The organism is Polynucleobacter yangtzensis (assembly GCF_027924165.1).
Taxonomy (GTDB): domain Bacteria; phylum Pseudomonadota; class Gammaproteobacteria; order Burkholderiales; family Burkholderiaceae; genus Polynucleobacter; species Polynucleobacter yangtzensis.
On record NZ_AP026973.1, the window covers coordinates 1,044,162 to 1,062,507 of the forward strand.

Annotated in this window: 18 protein-coding genes and 1 tRNA gene; all 19 read right to left on the minus strand. The window is 45.3% G+C overall.

Features of this window, described 5'->3' with window-relative positions; all coding sequences use genetic code 11:
• Nucleotides 1–7: 7 nt before the first annotated feature.
• Nucleotides 8–1,474: an NADH-quinone oxidoreductase subunit M gene (locus QMF28_RS05425; RefSeq protein ID WP_068323022.1), complete on the minus strand. Its 1,467-nt coding sequence runs from the start codon at nt 1,472–1,474 to the stop codon at nt 8–10.
• 24 nt (nt 1,475–1,498) lie between these two features.
• Nucleotides 1,499–3,559, minus strand: coding sequence for an NADH-quinone oxidoreductase subunit L (gene nuoL / locus QMF28_RS05430; protein ID WP_068323025.1), 2,061 nt, complete (start codon nt 3,557–3,559; stop codon nt 1,499–1,501).
• A 2-nt stretch (nt 3,560–3,561) separates the two neighbouring features.
• Entirely contained in the window at nt 3,562–3,870 is a 309-nt protein-coding gene (gene nuoK / locus QMF28_RS05435; RefSeq protein WP_068323029.1) for an NADH-quinone oxidoreductase subunit NuoK, read from the minus strand.
• A complete protein-coding gene (locus QMF28_RS05440) occupies nt 3,867–4,514 on the minus strand; it encodes an NADH-quinone oxidoreductase subunit J (RefSeq protein ID WP_068323033.1) in 648 nt (215 codons plus the stop codon). The genes nuoK and QMF28_RS05440 overlap by 4 nt, the downstream gene beginning before the upstream one ends.
• Nucleotides 4,515–4,535: 21 nt before the next feature.
• Nucleotides 4,536–5,027 carry an NADH-quinone oxidoreductase subunit NuoI gene (gene nuoI, locus QMF28_RS05445; protein WP_068323035.1) on the minus strand — a complete coding sequence of 164 codons (492 nt, stop codon included), beginning with the start codon at nt 5,025–5,027 and terminating at the stop codon, nt 4,536–4,538.
• An 11-nt stretch (nt 5,028–5,038) separates the two neighbouring features.
• Nucleotides 5,039–6,112: an NADH-quinone oxidoreductase subunit NuoH gene (gene nuoH, locus QMF28_RS05450; RefSeq protein ID WP_281741524.1), complete on the minus strand. Its 1,074-nt coding sequence runs from the start codon at nt 6,110–6,112 to the stop codon at nt 5,039–5,041.
• Between the two features lie 8 nt (nt 6,113–6,120).
• Entirely contained in the window at nt 6,121–8,436 is a 2,316-nt protein-coding gene (nuoG, locus tag QMF28_RS05455; protein ID WP_281741525.1) for an NADH-quinone oxidoreductase subunit NuoG, read from the minus strand.
• A gap of 32 nt (nt 8,437–8,468) precedes the next feature.
• Nucleotides 8,469–9,767 carry an NADH-quinone oxidoreductase subunit NuoF gene (gene nuoF, locus QMF28_RS05460; protein ID WP_281741526.1) on the minus strand — a complete coding sequence of 433 codons (1,299 nt, stop codon included), beginning with the start codon at nt 9,765–9,767 and terminating at the stop codon, nt 8,469–8,471.
• Nucleotides 9,764–10,270, minus strand: coding sequence for an NADH-quinone oxidoreductase subunit NuoE (gene nuoE, locus QMF28_RS05465; protein WP_068323048.1), 507 nt, complete (start codon nt 10,268–10,270; stop codon nt 9,764–9,766). Before nuoE ends, nuoF begins: the two co-directional genes overlap by 4 nt.
• A 22-nt stretch (nt 10,271–10,292) precedes the next feature.
• Nucleotides 10,293–11,546, minus strand: a complete 1,254-nt coding sequence (locus QMF28_RS05470) for an NADH-quinone oxidoreductase subunit D (protein ID WP_215350019.1) — start codon at nt 11,544–11,546, stop codon at nt 10,293–10,295.
• 3 nt (nt 11,547–11,549) lie between these two features.
• Nucleotides 11,550–12,149: an NADH-quinone oxidoreductase subunit C gene (locus tag QMF28_RS05475; protein WP_281741528.1), complete on the minus strand. Its 600-nt coding sequence runs from the start codon at nt 12,147–12,149 to the stop codon at nt 11,550–11,552.
• A gap of 3 nt (nt 12,150–12,152) precedes the next feature.
• A complete protein-coding gene (locus tag QMF28_RS05480) occupies nt 12,153–12,635 on the minus strand; it encodes a NuoB/complex I 20 kDa subunit family protein (RefSeq protein WP_011902891.1) in 483 nt (160 codons plus the stop codon).
• A gap of 5 nt (nt 12,636–12,640) precedes the next feature.
• Nucleotides 12,641–13,000 (minus strand): NADH-quinone oxidoreductase subunit A, encoded by a 360-nt coding sequence (locus QMF28_RS05485; RefSeq protein WP_012357790.1) that lies wholly within the window; start codon nt 12,998–13,000, stop codon nt 12,641–12,643.
• 108 nt (nt 13,001–13,108) lie between these two features.
• Nucleotides 13,109–13,193 (minus strand) — tRNA-Leu (locus QMF28_RS05490).
• 86 nt (nt 13,194–13,279) lie between these two features.
• Nucleotides 13,280–13,624, minus strand: coding sequence for a preprotein translocase subunit SecG (gene secG / locus QMF28_RS05495; protein ID WP_068323057.1), 345 nt, complete (start codon nt 13,622–13,624; stop codon nt 13,280–13,282).
• A 22-nt stretch (nt 13,625–13,646) separates the two neighbouring features.
• Nucleotides 13,647–14,405 (minus strand): triose-phosphate isomerase, encoded by a 759-nt coding sequence (gene tpiA, locus QMF28_RS05500; protein WP_281741543.1) that lies wholly within the window; start codon nt 14,403–14,405, stop codon nt 13,647–13,649.
• A 16-nt stretch (nt 14,406–14,421) separates the two neighbouring features.
• Nucleotides 14,422–15,420, minus strand: a complete 999-nt coding sequence (locus QMF28_RS05505) for an NAD(P)H-quinone oxidoreductase (protein WP_281741544.1) — start codon at nt 15,418–15,420, stop codon at nt 14,422–14,424.
• A gap of 24 nt (nt 15,421–15,444) precedes the next feature.
• The gene (gene pnp, locus QMF28_RS05510; protein ID WP_281741546.1) at nt 15,445–17,613 is read right to left on the minus strand and encodes a polyribonucleotide nucleotidyltransferase; all 2,169 of its coding nucleotides are present in this window, start codon (nt 17,611–17,613) and stop codon (nt 15,445–15,447) included.
• A 266-nt stretch (nt 17,614–17,879) separates the two neighbouring features.
• The gene (gene rpsO / locus QMF28_RS05515) at nt 17,880–18,149 is read right to left on the minus strand and encodes a 30S ribosomal protein S15 (protein ID WP_068323724.1); all 270 of its coding nucleotides are present in this window, start codon (nt 18,147–18,149) and stop codon (nt 17,880–17,882) included.
• Between the last annotated feature and the right edge of the window lie 197 nt (nt 18,150–18,346).

Sequence of the window (18,346 nt, forward strand, 5' to 3'; positions counted from 1 at the left end):
TGCTTACTCAGAGTTTGCTAACAGCAACATGCTGTAGCAGATTAATCACAGCTGGATGAATAATGTCGGTGAATGGTTTTGGATAAACGCCCATACCAATCACGCAGATCGATAGAACTGCCATCAAGAAATATTCGCGGCAGTTTAAGTCTTTCAATTCTTCTACATGAGCGTTATTGATAGTACCGAAAAATACGCGCTTGACCATCCATAAAGAATATGCAGCACCTAAGATCAAAGCTGTTGCAGCCAAGATACCAATGACGAAATCATAATCAACAGCAGCCAAAATAACCATGAACTCGCCTACGAAACCAGAGGTTGCAGGTAAGCCGCAGTTAGCCATCGCCATCAATACCGCAAATGCAGTAAATGCAGGCATGCGGTGCACAACGCCACCGTAATCGGCGATCTGGCGGGTGTGCATACGGTCATAAAGCACGCCAATAGAAAGGAACATTGCGCCAGCAACAAAGCCGTGTGAAATCATTTGCACAATACCACCCTCAATACCCAAAGGACTAAAGAGGAAGAAGCCCAGGGTTACAAAACCCATATGCGCTACAGATGAATAAGCGACCAGCTTTTTCATATCCTTCTGGACCAAAGCAACTGCACCTACGTAGATCACAGCCACCAAAGATAGAAAGATTACAAATGGTCCCAAATATTGACTTGCATCAGGTGCGATAGGCAATGAGAAACGCAGAAAGCCGTAAGCACCGAGCTTCAACATAATTGCAGCCAAGACTACTGAACCTCCGGTTGGAGCCTCTACGTGTACGTCTGGCAACCAAGTATGCAATGGCCACATTGGGACCTTTACAGCAAACGCCATAAAGAACGCAGCAAATAATAGAATCTGCTCAACGATATCTAAGCGTGCATTTTGCCAAGCCAAGATATCAAAGGTATTGGTTACGTTGTACAGATACAGCATGGCAATCAAGGTAAGCAAAGAGCCAAGTAAGGTGTACAAGAAGAACTTAAATGCAGCGTAAATACGATTATGGCCACCCCACACACCAATAATGATGTACATCGGGATCAACGTTGCCTCAAAGAAGACGTAAAACAATAAAGCGTCAAGCGCACAAAATACGCCAATCATTAACCCAGAAAGGATCATGAAAGAGGCCATGTATTGAGACACTTTGGTTTCAATAACTTCCCATGCTGCAATCACTACAATAATGTTGATGAAAGCAGTAAGAACAATAAACCAAACAGAGATACCGTCGATACCTAGGTAATAGTTAATGTCGTAGCGCGGAATCCAGCTAATCTTTTCAACAAACTGCATGCCAGGATTTGCAATATCAAATTGCAAGATCAAAGGCAGGGTTGCAATAAAGCCGAGTACAGCACCGACAAGAGCTAACCAGCGTACGCCGGCAGTTGGCTTCTCAGACCCATAAAACAAAATAATGAGTCCAAAGACAATCGGGGTCCAGATGGCGTAAGAAAGAATCATAGTGGCTACTTAAGTAACAAAGGCCTAGCGAACAAAAGGCAGATAAGCGTACAAAACCCAAGCTAACAATACCGCTAGGCCCGCAATCATTGCGAAAGCATAGTGGTACAGATAACCGGATTGCAAATGGCGAATAACCCCAGCAAAGCGCCCTACTGCATGCGCACTGCCGTTAACGAAGAAACCATCGATAACCTTTTGGTCACCGCGATGCCATAGGAAGCCACCGATCCAAATGAGGCCCTTAGCAAATACAGCTTGGTTGATTTCATCGAGATAGTATTTGTTATCAAACAATTTCTTGATCGGTGCAAACGCTTCTGCAACCTTACCTGGTAACTTTGGCGCCCACAAGTAGCCGATAGCTGCAGTTAGTACACCTAACACTACTAATAGCAATACAGGTGATGTAAATGCATGAATCGCCATAGCAACTGGACCGTGGAATTCATCTTCCAATTCTTTCATCACTGGATGGCGCGCCAAATCGATAAAGATTGAATCACCAAAGAATGTTCCGAACAACAACGGTGAGATAGTGTAGAAACCAATGATTACGGATGGAATAGCCAAGAGAATCAATGGCAAGGTCACAACAAACGGTGACTCATGTGGTTTTTGACCTGGAGCTAATCCGTGGTGCGCATGATCGTCACCCTGCTCTGCATGATCATGATGATGGTCATGCGCATGTGCATCATCGTGACCCCAGCGTGCTTTTCCATGGAATACATAGAAATACAAACGGAATGAATACAAGGCAGTGACAAATACGCTTGCCATAACCGCAAAGTATGCAAATCCAGAACCAGGAATGTGGCTTGCAGCTACCGCTTCAATAATGGAGTCTTTTGAATAGAAGCCCGAGAAGAATGGCGTACCTACCAGCGCTAAGTTGCCAAGCAACATCATGAGGCAAGTAATCGGCATGTATTTCCAGAGACCGCCCATCTTACGCATGTCTTGTTCATGGTGCATGCCAAGAATCACGCTACCAGCAGCAAGGAACAATAAAGCCTTAAAGAAAGCATGAGTCATCAAGTGGAAGATGGCTACTGGGTAAGCAGAAACGCCCAAAGCAACAGTCATGTAACCCAATTGAGACAAAGTGGAATAAGCAACTACGCGCTTAATGTCATTTTGGACAATGCCAAGGAAGCCCATAAAGAGTGCTGTGATAGAACCAATCACCAAGATGAAGCTCAATGCAGCATCAGACAACTCAAATAAAGGCGACATGCGTGACACCATAAAGATGCCAGCGGTAACCATGGTTGCAGCGTGAATCAATGCAGAAATTGGAGTTGGGCCTTCCATGGAGTCCGGCAACCAAACATGCAATGGAAATTGAGCCGACTTACCCATGGCGCCTATGAACAAGCAAATACAAGCAACGGTCATCAAATTCCAGCTGGTACCGGGCAATGTTTGCGCAGCTAATGCGGAGTTCTGAGCAAAGATGACGTCGTATTGCATCGAGCCTGTGCTGGCCAACAAAATACCGATACCAAGGATGAAACCGAAGTCACCAACGCGGTTGACTAAGAAAGCCTTCATATTGGCAAATACTGCAGATTGACGTTCAAAGTAGAAGCCAATCAATAAATAAGAAACTACGCCTACTGCTTCCCAACCAAAGAAGAGCTGCAATAGGTTGTTACTCATTACCAACATCAACATGGCAAAGGTAAATAAGGAAATATAGGAGAAGAAGCGGTTGTAACCCTCTTCACCATGCATATAACCAATGGTGTAGATGTGAACCATCAGCGACACAAAGGTTACTACGCACATCATCGTCGCAGTAAGCGGATCAATTAAGAAGCCAATATCTAGATTGAGCTCACCCAATTGCATCCAGCGGTAAACAGTTCCATTGAAATAGAAACCATCCATCACTTGAACTAAAACATTACAAGACAAAACAAATGCAATTGTGACGCCCAAGATGGTTACAAATTGACTTGCGCCATGTCCGATGCGATTGCCGCCTAATTTAGTGCCAAAGAATCCGGCAATGATGGAGCCAACCAATGGCGCCAAAGGAATTGCGCAGAGTACGGGAATATTTAAGGTCAATTGCATGACTAGCCTTTAAGGTGGTCAAGATCTTCGGCATTAATGGTGTCAACCTTACGGAAGAGCACAACCAAAATTGCCAAGCCGATAGCTGCTTCAGCAGCTGCCACTGTCAAAATAAAGAATACGAATACTTGACCTGCCATATCACCCAAATAATGAGAGAAGGCTACAAAGTTCATGTTAACTGCAAGAAGCATCAATTCGATTGCCATCAGCAATACGATCACATTCTTGCGATTTAAGAAAATACCAATCACGCTAGTTGCAAAGAGAATTGCACTAAGTACCAAGTAGTGAGCGAGAGTAATGCTCATTTCTTCTCTCCTCTTGTGTCTTGCTTTGCGGCCATGTCTGAACCCATTTTCACAATGCGCATACGATCTGCCGCAACCACATTGACTTGTTCGTGAATATTTTGTGACTTAGAGTCCTTACGATTACGCAAGGTCAAGGCGACGGCTGCAATGATTGCAACTAATAAGATCACTCCAGCAACTTCAAACGCATAAACATAATCAACAAAAATCAACATGCCTAATGCTTGAGTATTGTTTGCCATCATCTCTTCAGGCATCGGCTGTACTGGCGCATTTGTACCGATAAAGCTACGAATGATCACAATCGATAATTCCAAAACAATCACTGCGCCCATCAAGAAAGCAACCGGCAGAAACTTTTTGAAATCACGGCGCAAATGCTCTAGATCCAAATCGAGCATCATGACCACGAAAAGGAATAAAACCATCACCGCGCCAACATAAACCAAGATCAAGGCGAGACTTAAAAACTCGGCTTTGAGCAACATCCAAAGGCCAGAGGCACAGAAGAAAGCCAAGACTAAAAATAAAGCTGCATGGACTGGATTTCGAGCTGTGATCACACGCAATGCAGAGATAACAAGCAAGCCTGCAAAGCCGTAGAAGAAAACAGCAAACAAAGTAGATGGATCGAATGTCATATTCAGTTCAGCTCAATTCGATTAACGGTAAGGTGCATCAGCTGCACGGTTTGCGGCGATATCTTTTTCATACTTATCGCCAACAGCTAAAAGCATGTCTTTAGTGAAGTACAGGTCGCCACGCTTATCACCGAAATATTCAAAAATATTGGTTTCAACAATCGCGTCAACCGGGCACGCCTCTTCGCAGAAGCCGCAGAAAATACACTTTGTTAAGTCAATGTCATAACGACTGGTACGACGAGTGCCGTCTTCACGCTCAGCGGTTTCAATAGTGATTGCATAGGCTGGGCATACTGCTTCACAGAGTTTGCAACCAATACAGCGCTCTTCACCATTTTCATAACGACGGAGTGCATGTAAACCGCGGAAACGATTAGACAATGGCGTCTTCTCATCCGGATACTGAACAGTGATTTTTGGCTTGAAAAGATAGCGACCAGTAATCGACATACCAGTAAGGATGTCTTTGAGCATCAAGCTATCGAGGAATTGGGAAATTTTCTTAAACATGATTGGTCAACTTATTTCCAAATATTCCATGGGGATACGACCCATGCGCCGATAACAACCACCCAGAAAACGGAGATGGGAATAAAGATCTTCCAACCCAAACGCATGATTTGGTCATAGCGATAGCGCGGCAATGTGGCACGCAACCAGATCACACAAGACAAGAGGAAGAATGTCTTGCCAAATAACCAGAAGAAACCTGGAATATCGCGCAAGATTGGCAAATCAACAATCGGTAACCAACCGCCTAGGAACATGATTGAAGCAACAGCAGCAATCAAAATCATGTTGGCGTATTCAGCTAAGAAGAACATCGCAAAAGACATGCCTGAATACTCAACCATGTGTCCAGCAACAATTTCAGATTCGCCCTCAACCACGTCAAATGGATGACGGTTAGTTTCGGCAACGCCGGAAATAAAGTAAATCAAGAACATCGGTAGCAATGGGAGCCAATTCCAAGAAAGGAAATTCAGACCCATATCTGCAAATACACCCTGTTCTTGAGATGCAACGATTGCGCTTAAGTTTAGAGAGCCAGAAGTAAGCAACACGGTTACCAATGCAAAGCCCATCGCAATTTCGTATGAAATCATTTGGGCTGATGCGCGCATGGCACCAAGGAACGGATACTTTGAATTAGATGACCAGCCAGCCAAAATCACGCCATAAACACCGATCGATGAAATAGCCATGATGTAAAGCAAACCAGCATTAACATCAGCCAAAACCATCTTGGCTTGAAATGGAATGACTGCCCATGCTGCAAACGCAGGCATGATCACCATGATTGGCGCAATAAAATAAAGAAGTTTACTTGCTTGTGCAGGAGCAATAATCTCCTTCATCAAAAGCTTTAATGCATCTGCAATTGGTTGTAATAGACCTAATGGGCCAACACGGTTTGGTCCAAGACGAATATGCATCCAGCCAATGAGTTTTCGTTCCCAGAGGGTTAAGTAAGCTACGCAACCAAACATTGGCAATACGATAATGACGATGCGTACCAAAGCCCAAACCAATGGCCACAAAGAGCCAAAAATGGCTTCACCTTGGGTGGTAACGAGGTTCAAGAAATTATCCATCTCTGACCTTATGCCTTACTAACAGTTACAGGGCCAAACATAGAGCCCAATTTCGCACTAGCCATAGTGCCAGCAGAAATTCTGACGGCGCCTGGCGCTAGATTCACTTCTAATGTTGCTGGCATATCTACTGTCTGACTGCCTTGAGTAACGCGCACAGCATCGCCCTCTTTCAAGCCTAATTCAGAGAATGTCTTTTGATTTAAGCCAGCTTGATTGCCGCGTTTTGCATCACGTGTAAGTTGTAGCGCTGATGAACGACGAACAATTTGATCGCCGGCATAAATATTGACATCAGCCAAACGCTCAAGACCATTCAAAGGAGCCGCATTTCCATTGGCAATAGAAGTAGCTGAAGTTTTATTACTCAGACGAGTGCAATAGTTTTCAGGTAATGCCTCTCCCAAGACTTCTTCAGGAAGATTAAATAAGAAACCATCAAGACCCAGAAGACCGCCGAGCACACGAATGACTTTCCATGCCGGACGTGAATCGCCTAATGGTTTTACTGAAGGTTGAACAGTTTGGGCTCTACCCTCTAGGTTTACAAACGTAGAAACTGTTTCTGAGAATGTTGAGATTGGCAGAATGACATCAGCCACCTCAAGTAAATCTGCACTCTTATAAGCGCTCAATGCGATGACTGTGTTTGCCTTAGCCAAAGCAGCACGTGCTGCAGTTGGATTTGGAAGGTCTGCATCAGGCTCGATATTCATCAAGATCACTGCACGACGCTCACCAGACAGAACTGATTCAACACCAGCTCCGTTAGCATTAACCAGTGAGGCGCCAACTGAGTTGCCGCCAACAGGTAAGAAACCTAAAGTAGCACCAGTTTGCTCTGCAATAAATTGAGTCAGCACATGTAAATCAGATGCATGTTGGTGCGCAATAGCAGCAGAACCTAGCAATACAGCTACTGATTCACCAGAAATTAGGCTGTCTGCAATTTTTTGGGCTGCTGGTGAGACTGCCAAGTTAGCTGTTCCAGCTGGTGCGCTGACTGATTTTGCTTTGGCTACTGCTTGAGCAACTTCACTTAATGCATTGAGCCATATGCTTGGAGCAGCAGCGATACCATTACTTGGAATTAACCAGTCGTCACCACCAGCGTCAATACGAGTTACTTGTAATCCACGTTTGCTTGCAGTACGGATACGAGCGGCTAACACTGGCTGATCTTTGCGCAAGAAGCTACCAACGACTAAAAGGCGATCTAATTCATTGATTTTGGCAATCGGCATGCCGAGCCATGGCGCGCTTGCAGAAGCAGCCACATCAGATTGACGCAGACGGGTTTCTACTTGTTTTGAACCTAAACCGCGAACCATCTTTTGTAAGAGATGTAATTCTTCTGTACTGGAAATTGGGTGAGCTAAAGCACCGATTGCCTCAGGACCACTTTCCGCTGAAATAGTCTTCAAAGAATGCGCAACATAATCAAGTGCTGATTGCCAATCTGTTTCTAACCATTGACCGCCCTGCTTCACCATTGGTGTTGTGACACGATCAGAGCTATTTAATCCTTCGTAAGAGAAGCGATCGCGATCACTAATCCAACATTCATTAATTGCTTCATTTTCTAACGCAACAACGCGCATCACTTTATTTGCTTTAGTTTGAACTGTAGTGTTCGCACCTAAGCTGTCATGCGGGCTTACTGAACGCTTACGACCCAATTCCCAGGTACGTGCAGCGTAACGGAATGGCTTGCTGGTTAACGCTCCTACTGGGCATAAGTCAATCATGTTTCCAGAAAGCTCTGAATCTACAGTCTGACCTACGAAAGTAGTAATTTCTGAATGCTCACCACGGTTGACCATACCTAATTCCATTACTCCAGCAACTTCTTGGCCGAAGCGAACGCAACGTGTGCAGTGAATGCAACGGGTCATCTCCTGCATGGAGATTAATGGTCCAACATTCTTATGGAATACAACGCGCTTTTCTTCGTCGTAACGAGAATTGGATTTACCGTAACCTACCGCCAAATCTTGTAACTGGCACTCACCACCTTGGTCGCAAATTGGGCAATCCAATGGGTGATTAATGAGCAAGAATTCCATTACAGAACGCTGCGCTTCTACCGCCTTAGCTGAATGCGTAAATACCTTCATACCTTGGGTAACTGGTGTTGCACATGCAGGCAGAGGTTTTGGTGCTTTTTCAACTTCAACCAAGCACATACGGCAGTTAGCAGCGATTGATAACTTCTTGTGATAGCAGAAGTGAGGAACGTAGGTGCCGAGCTTGTTCGCGGCGTGCATCACCATCGAACCTTGCGGAACTTCTACTGCCTTACCATCTAATTCGATTTCTACCATGCTCACTTTTAGATATCCCGTGCTCTAAATCTTTATAAAGGTTTCGCAGAATCTAAGCAGCGCTTATGTTCTACGTGATACGCAAATTCATCCATGTAATGCTTCAACATGCCACGCACTGGCATCGCCGCTGCATCACCTAAAGCGCAAATCGTACGGCCCTGAATATTGGCTGCTACGTCATTAAGCAAATCCAAATCCTCTGGACGCCCTTGTCCGTGCTCAATACGGTGAACAATGCGCCATAACCAGCCGGTACCTTCACGGCAAGGAGTGCACTGGCCACATGATTCCTCGTGATAGAAGTAAGACAAGCGCTCTAATGCGCGAACCATGCAACGCGTTTCATTCATCACAATGACGGCACCAGAACCCAGCATCGAACCAGCTTTAGCAATACTGTCGTAATCCATTGTGAGTTCCATCATTTGCGCGCCAGGCACAACAGGCGAAGATGAGCCGCCAGGGATAACCGCTTTTAATGTCTTGCCATCACGCATACCACCAGCAAGCTTCAATAGCTCTGCAAATGGGGTGCCCAAAGGAATCTCATAGTTACCAGGATGAACTACATCCCCAGAGATAGAGAAGATTTTTGTTCCACCGTTATTCGGCTTACCAAGATCTAAGTAAGCCTGACCACCAATTGCCAAAATGAATGGCACAGCAGCGAATGTTTCGGTGTTGTTAATTGTTGTTGGCTTTCCATACAAACCAAAGCTTGCTGGAAAAGGAGGCTTAAAGCGTGGTTGACCCTTCTTACCCTCCAAGGACTCCAACAATGCAGTTTCTTCGCCGCAAATGTAAGCGCCCCAACCTGGAGATGCATGCAATTGGAATGAAAAATCACTACCTAAAATTTTGTCGCCTAAATAACCTGCAGCGCGCGCTTCTTCCAAAGCCTCTTCAAAGCGTGAATACACTTCCCAGATTTCGCCGTGGATATAGTTGTAACCAGTTGTAATGCCCATGGTGTACGCACCAATAATCATGCCTTCAATCAAAGCATGTGGGTTGTAGCGCATGATGTCGCGGTCTTTAAAAGTACCAGGCTCGCCTTCGTCGCTATTACAAACTAAATATTTTTGTCCTGGAAATTGACGTGGCATAAAGCTCCACTTCAAACCCGTTGGGAAGCCCGCACCACCACGTCCACGCAGTGATGAAGCTTTTAATTCAGCAATGATGGCATCTGGTGCAACTTTATCGTTGATTAAACGACGTAATTGCTGATAGCCGCCACGGCTTTCGTAATCTTTTAAACGCCAGTTATCACCATTTAATCCAGCTAGGATCAAGGGCTTGATATGGCGATCGTGCAAGCTGGTCATGCTGCTTTCCCTTCTGCACGCAATTCATTTAACAATGCATCAATCTTTTCTTTACTCATGAAGCTGCACATGCGTTTGTCATTCACGAGCATTACTGGTGAATCACCGCATGCACCCATGCACTCACCCTCTTTTAGAGTGAAAGTACCGCATGGAGTTGTCTCGTTGTAGCCAATGCCAAGCGTTTCTTTGAGGTATGTAGCAGCAGTTTCACCATGCGTTAACTGGCATGGCAAGTTTGTGCAAATTACCAATTTGTACTTACCAATTTTCTTGGTGTTGTACATATTGTAGAAAGTAGCCACTTCATCAACAGCAATACTTGGCATTTCTAAGATCTGAGCAATAGTTTCAATCACCTCAGGAGAAACCCAGCCCACCTCTGTTTGAGCGGCAATCAAACAAGCCATTACCGCTGATTGCTTGTGCTCTGGTGGGTACTTAGCGATATTGCGATGAATATCAGCCATTGTTTTATCGGATAGTTGAAGAGTTGTAGTCATTAAATAATCCTTGGCACGCTAATTAGCGGTCAATCTCCCCGAACACGATATCTTGGGTACCGATGATGGTTACCGCATCAGCCAACATATGGCCACGTGACATCTCATCCATTGCAGATAAATGCACGAAACCTGGTGCACGAATCTTCATGCGGTATGGTTTATTGGCACCATCTGAAATCAAGTAAATACCAAACTCACCTTTTGGATGCTCAACAGCAGAGTAAGCCTCACCATCAGGAACGTGGATACCTTCAGTAAAGAGTTTGAAATGGTGAATCAATTCTTCCATATTGGTTTTCATATCCACGCGCTTCGGTGGAGAAACCTTATGGTTATCGCTCATTACAGGGCCTGGATTTGCTTTCAACCAAGCCACGCATTGCTTGATGATGCGATTCGATTGGCGCATTTCTTCCATGCGCACTAAATAACGATCATAAGAGTCGCCATTTACGCCAACTGGAATATCAAAGTCGAGACGGTCATACACTTCGTATGGCTGCTTCTTACGTAAATCCCATTCGATGCCAGAACCACGCAACATTGGACCAGTGAAGCCCAGTTGCAATGCACGCTCAGGAGTCACAATACCGATATTGACTAAGCGCTGCTTCCAAATACGGTTATCGGTTAAGAGATTGCAATACTCATCGACATTGGCATCAAAGCCGTTGGTAAATTGCTCAATGAAATCCAACAAGGTACCGCTGCGGTTCTCATTCAAACGCTTTACTGCAGAAGCGCTGCGAATCTTAGATTTATCGTATTGAGCCATTTGATCAGGCAAATCACGATATACGCCACCTGGACGATAGTAAGCAGCATGCATACGTGCGCCAGATACAGCTTCGTACATATCAAAGATATCTTCACGATCGCGGAAGGCATAAAGGAACACAGCCATCGCACCAACGTCAAGGCCGTGACAACCGATCCAAAGTAAGTGGTTCAATAGGCGAGTTAGCTCGTCATACATCACACGAATGTACTGAGCACGCAAAGGAACATCCACTTGTAATAACTTTTCAATGGCCATGACATAGGCATGCTCATTGGACATCATCGAAACATAATCCAAACGATCCATGTATGGAACATTTTGAATCCATGTACGAGTTTCAGCTAATTTTTCAGTGGCGCGGTGCAACAAACCAATATGCGGATCGGCGCGTTGGATCACCTCACCGTCGAGCTCAAGCACTAAACGCAATACGCCGTGCGCAGCAGGATGCTGAGGGCCAAAATTGAGGGTGTAGTTCTTAATTTGTGCCATGACTTAAACCGGACCTCCGTACTGCTCTTCACGAACAATCCGTGGAGTAATTTCGCGAGCCTCAATCGTGACGGGCTGATAGACAACGCGCCTTAACTCTGGGTCGTAACGCATTTCAACGTTGCCACTAATTGGGAAATCTTTTCTAAATGGATGCCCAATAAAGCCATAGTCAGTCAAGATGCGACGTAAGTCGTCATGACCATCAAACAAAATACCGTAGAGGTCAAACGCTTCACGTTCAAACCAGTTAGCGGAATTCCATACTGGCGTAATTGAGGCTACCAATGGATAGCTATCATCCGGCGCAAACACACGCACACGCAAGCGCCAGTTATGTTCAATAGAAAGCAAATGGCTCACAACACCAAAGCGTTGACCGCCCCATGCACCTTCACGGAAGTCTTGATAGTCCACGCCACATAAATCAATCAATTGCTCAAAGGCAAGAGATGGATCATCACGCAACAAAATGGCTGATTCAAAGTAGGTATCTGCGTTAACAACAACAGTAACTTCACCTAATGCAATCTCAATTGATTGAACGCGCTTACCTAAAACTTTTTCTAAATTAGCGGCTAATTGATTTAAACGATCTGACATGATTTAAGCCTTCCGCGCAATCGTGCTGGTACGCGCGATCTTGGATTGCAACTGAATAATTCCGTAGATCAACGCTTCCGCAGTTGGAGGGCAACCAGGAACATAAATATCCACTGGCACGATGCGGTCACAACCGCGAACAACTGAATACGAGTTATGGTAGTAGCCACCGCCATTTGCACAAGAACCCATTGAGATCACCCAACGTGGCTCAGGCATTTGGTCATAAACCTTACGCAAAGCTGGAGCCATCTTGTTGCATAAAGTACCAGCCACAATCATTAAGTCTGATTGACGCGGAGATGGGCGGAATACCACGCCAAAACGGTCTAAGTCGTAACGGGATGCGCCAGCATGCATCATCTCTACCGCGCAGCAGGCCAGACCAAAGGTCATTGGCCATAAAGAACCATTACGAGTCCAGTTAATCAACTGGTCAGCTGTAGTAGTTACAAAACCTTCTTTGAGAACGCCTTCTAATGCCATATCTATCACTCCCAGTCGAGAGCGCCCTTTTTCCAGATATATACAAATCCCACAATGAATTCCAACAAGAAAATCACCATAGAGGCGTAGCCAAGCCATCCAATATCACGTAGTGCTACACCCCATGGGAATAGGAATGCAGTTTCTAAGTCAAACAGGATGAAGAGAATGGCGATTAAGTAGTAGCGTACGTCGAACTTCATACGCGCATCTTCGAAAGCTTCAAAACCGCACTCATACGGAGAGAGTTTTTCAGCGTCAGGCTTCGAAGGAGCTAAAATTTTTCCGAGGAACATGGGGACTAATCCCACCCCAATACCTACGAGGATAAAAAGCAGAACAGGAAAGTAATTAGCGAGATTCAAAATAGCCCTGATTCGTTTGTCTAGTAAATCCTAAAAGCAGCAAATTATTAATTATTCCACTACATAAAGTATTGATTCAGAGCAAAAACCCTTATCAATACTCGTTTTTGGTGCCGACGGCGAGACTCGAACTCGCACAGCCTAAGCCACTACCCCCTCAAGATAGCGTGTCTACCAATTTCACCACGTCGGCATCTTGCAAAACCCATCAATTCTACTGCATTGCACCACTCTACTACCCCATTTTTAGGGCATTTAAATACGTAAAAACCTACTTTTTTACTTAGGAACTGCTGGCTTACTTGGGTCTTGAACTGGAGCAGCAGGAGCTGCTGGCGCCGCTGCTGGGGCTACCGTACCAGAAAGCACACCAGGACTCACTTCTTTCTTGTTACCAATCCAGGTAATACCCAGAGTGCTGATAAAGAAAACGGCAGCAAAAATAGCTGTCGCATGAGAAAGGAAGTTGGCTGAGCCACTAGCGCCAAAGAGGCTGCCAGAAGAGCCAGAACCAAAGGCTGCACCCATATCGGCGCCTTTGCCCTGCTGCAACAGAACCAAGAGAATCACAGCCAAGGCTGAAATTACCTGCAATACGATCAATAAAGTCTTAAACCATTCCACAGCTTATCTCCAAATAAAAAATCTATGCCTGGCAGATAGCTAGAAAGTCTTGAGGATTCAGTGAAGCACCCCCAATCAATCCACCATCAATATCCGGCATGGCAAACAATTCAACGGCATTGTCAGGTTTGACACTGCCGCCATACAAAATTCCAACATGAGACGCTACATCTTCGTTAAATTCGGCTAATTGCTGACGAATAGCGTGATGCATGTCCTGAGCCACCTGAGCGCTGGCAACCTTACCAGTGCCAATCGCCCAAACAGGCTCATAGGCAATCAGACAGTCTGCTAAGCGATCCTGCAGCACGCTGACCTGTTTAGCAATCTGTGAGCAAACAATCTCTTCTGCTCTACCAGAATTTCTTTCGTCAGCCGTCTCACCAACACAAATGACCGGGGTCATGCCGTTATCTAAAACCTGAAGAGCTTTAGCAGCTACAAGCTCATCAACCTCATGATGCATTTGACGACGCTCAGAGTGACCAACAATGACGTAAGTACAACCTACTTCATTGAGCATTGAAGCCGCTACCTCACCGGTATAAGCTCCAGAGCCAAAAGCTGAGACATCTTGCGCGCCTAAGCTTAAAAAGGCCATTGAATGCGCTTTGATTAGCTCGGCACACTGCGGCAAATATGGAAATGGTGGACATACAGCATATCTACGACCTGATGGCATTCCACTCTCCATGCCACGAGCAACGGTCTTGATCCAGTCTCGATTGCTTGCAAGACTGCCATTCATTTTCCAATTGCCAATAACGATGAGTGGTCGCATAGGGGTGTTGAATTATCTAAACAGTTAAAACGATTTTGCCAACGTGTTCAGATGACTCCATTAATGCATGAGCATCAGCGGCCTGATCTAGCGTAAATGTTTTATAGATAACTGGTTTGAGCTTACCAGCATTAAGAAAAGGCCACACATTTTCAAATAACTGTTTAGTAATTTGCTTCTTGAAAGAAACTGGACGTGGACGCAATGTTGAACCAGTAATAGTCAAGCGTCGACGCAAAATCTGATTGGTACTCACTTCCGCTTTAGAGCCACCCTGGATGGCAATGATCACGATGCGGCCGTCGTCAGCCAGGCAATCGATTTCCTTTTGCACATAAGCGCCGGTAACCATATCCAGAATGACGTTGACACCTTTGCCATCTGTAGCTTTTTTGACTTCCTCAACAAAATCTTGTGTCTTGTAATTGATGGCAAGATCGGCACCTAAAGCCACGCAAGCAGCACACTTTTCATCTGTACCAGCTGTAACAAATACCTTATGACCCAAAGCTTTGGCAATCAAGATTGCAGTAACCCCAATACCACTGGAACCACCCTGAACCAATAAAGTCTCGCCTTCAGCTAACTCGCCACGCATGAAAACATTACTCCAAACGGTGTAGAACGTTTCTGGTAAAGCAGCAGCTTCTTGGTCGCTAAATCCTTTAGGGTATGGCAGACACTGAGCAACAGGTGCGGTACATAGTTCCGCATAACCACCACCTTGAACTAATGCACACACCTTATCGCCAAGCTTCAATCCAAACACATTGTCAGAATGAGATAAATCACCGCCAACAATCTCACCAGCCACTTCAAGACCAGGAATATCGGATGCGCCCGCTGGAACTGGGTAATGCCCTTTGCGTTGTAAAACGTCAGGGCGGTTAATGCCAGCGGCCAAAACTTTGATCAAAATTTCGCCAGAACCAGCAGCAGGAGCCACTGGATCAGGACGACTGGCTGGCACCAGCATCTCTGGTGCGCCAAATTCTTTGATTTCAACTACACGCATGAATACTCCTGCTAGCTAAAGTAATTAAGCGGATTCGCCAGTCGCTGGAGCAGCCTCTGCAGCCACCTCAGCAGCACCAGCTAAAGGAGCAATCGTGCCACCCTCATCAGCCATCGCAGCTTTTAGTGACAAACGTAAACGACCGCGCTCATCAGCAGCTAACAATTTCACGCGAACTACTTGGCCTTCTGCCAAATAGTCTTTAACTTCTTTTACACGCTCATTGGAAATTTCAGAGATATGCAAGAGACCATCCTTACCTGGAAGAATGTTTACCAAAGCACCGAATTCGAGCAACTTCACAACTGGACCTTCGTAGATCTTGCCTACTTCAGCTTCAGCAGTAATGCCTTCGATACGTGCTTTTGCTTCTGCCATGCCTTCAGCAGATGTAGAAGCAATGGTTACAGTGCCGTCATCTTTAATATCGATGCTGCAACCTGTTTCTTTAGTCAACGCTTGAATTGTTGCGCCGCCTTTACCGATTACTTCACGAATCTTGTCTGGATGAATCTTGAAAGAAACCATGCGTGGAGCGTGTGCTGACAATTCTGTACGAACTGAACCCATCGCTTCTTGCATCTTGCTCAAGATGTGCAAGCGGCCTTCTTTAGCTTGCGCTAATGCTACTTGCATAATTTCTTTAGTAATACCTTGTACTTTGATGTCCATCTGCAATGCAGTAATACCATTCGCTGTACCAGCCACTTTAAAGTCCATATCGCCTAAGTGATCTTCGTCACCCAAGATGTCTGTCAACACAGCAAAACGATTGCCATCAAGGATCAAGCCCATTGCTACGCCAGCAACGTGTGCTTTAACTGGAACACCAGCATCCATCATTGCTAAACAGCCACCACAAACAGAAGCCATTGAAGAAGAACCATTGGACTCAGTAATCTCTGAAACCACACGAATGCTGTATGCAAAATCTTCTGCACTTGGCAATACTGGAATCAATGCACGCTTAGCCAAACGACCGTGACCAATTTCACGACGCTTAGGGCTACCTACACGACCTGTTTCACCAGTGGCAAACGGAGGCATGTTGTAGTGGAACATGAAACGATCGCGGTATTCACCTTCGAGCGCATCAATAATTTGCTCATCACGTGCAGTACCCAATGTTGCAACAACCAACGCTTGAGTTTCACCACGAGTAAACAATGCTGAACCGTGTGTGCGTGGCAATACGCCGTTACGAATTTCGATTGGGCGAACAGTACGAGTATCACGACCATCAATACGTGGCTCACCATTCAAAATCTGGCTACGAACAATCTTCGCTTCGATTTCAAACATGATATCGCTCACAGCAACAGCATCAACATCACCCTCTTCGGATAACTTAGCCAATACTTCTTTAGAAATTTCTTTGAGCTTGTCGGAACGTGCGCCCTTTTGACGAATCTGATAAGCCTCACGCAATGGTGCTTCAGCCAATGCAGTTACCTTAGCGATGAATGGTTCGTCCTTAGGAGCAGCAGTCCAATCCCACTCAGGTTTGCCAGCTTCACGAACTAAATCATTAATAGCGTTGATCGCTGTTTGCATTTGGTCATGACCATATACAACTGCGCCCAACATGACTTCTTCAGATAATTGATTTGCTTCAGACTCAACCATCAATACAGCTGCTTGTGTACCAGCAACGATCAAATCGAGTTCGCTAGTAGCTTGTTCTGTACGTGTTGGATTCAAGAGGTATTGGCCATTTGCATAACCAACGCGTGCTGCTCCAACTGGGCCGGCAAATGGGATACCTGAAACAGCTAAGGCTGCAGATGCAGCGATCAAAGCAGGAATATCAGCAGGTACATCTGGGTTGATTGACAACACGTGCACCACAACCTGAACTTCGTTCAAGAAACCTTCTGGGAATAAAGGACGCAATGGGCGGTCAATCAAACGGGAGATCAATGTCTCGCCTTCAGATGGACGACCTTCGCGGCGGAAGAAGCCACCAGGGATCTTGCCTGCTGCGTAAGTTTTTTCTAAGTAATCAACAGTCAATGGGAAAAATGATTGTCCTGGCTTTGCAGACTTAGAAGCAACAACCGTACCCATTACTACTGTGTCATCTACGTTAACGATAACGGCACCACCAGCTTGACGAGCAATCTCGCCAGTTTCCATTGTTACTTGATGATTGCCCCATTGAAAACTTTTTACTGCTTTTTTAAACATTGTCATTCTGATCTTCTCCAAATTGTTCACGCAAGACTCACATGAGCATTGCGCTTGTCGTGGGATAAAGCAGTGTCACGACAACACTGGAGCGATTTCGGATCACAAGGGATGCCATTCCAGGGAGGCTCTGCATACAACCCAGAAACTCATTGGAATGACACAATCCCCTACACAAATGATCTAAAGCGCCCAAAAAACATGCCATCTGCTTAAGACTGATCCTGCTAGGAAACAACCTTAAGAAAGATGGCATTGCATACCGATAAGAATTACTTACGGAGACCTAATTTCTCAATCAATGCGCGATAGCGATCCAAATCTTTGCCTTTGAGGTAATCCAAGAGGCGACGGCGACGTGAAACCATCTTCAACAAACCACGACGGCTGTGATGATCCTTAGCGTTAGCCTTGAAATGGGGGGTTAATTCATTGATGCGGGCTGTGAGCAATGAAACTTGAACTTCAGGACTACCCGTATCGTTTGCGCTGCGCGCGTTTTCTTTGACGATTTCCGCCGTTTTAATATCAGCAACTGCCATTTTTAATACTCCTAACTTGCGAACACCTGAGCTTTCACCCATTAAGTGTCGTGCGTGTTTAACAAAATAAAACAAAAAAGCTTTAAAAATCAAAGCCATCGAATTGTATCAGACAGCACCCCAAAAGAGGGAATTGGCTTTCAAGTATTGGTATTCTCTAGTAGTGAATACCTTGTTTAACTGAAAATAATATATAT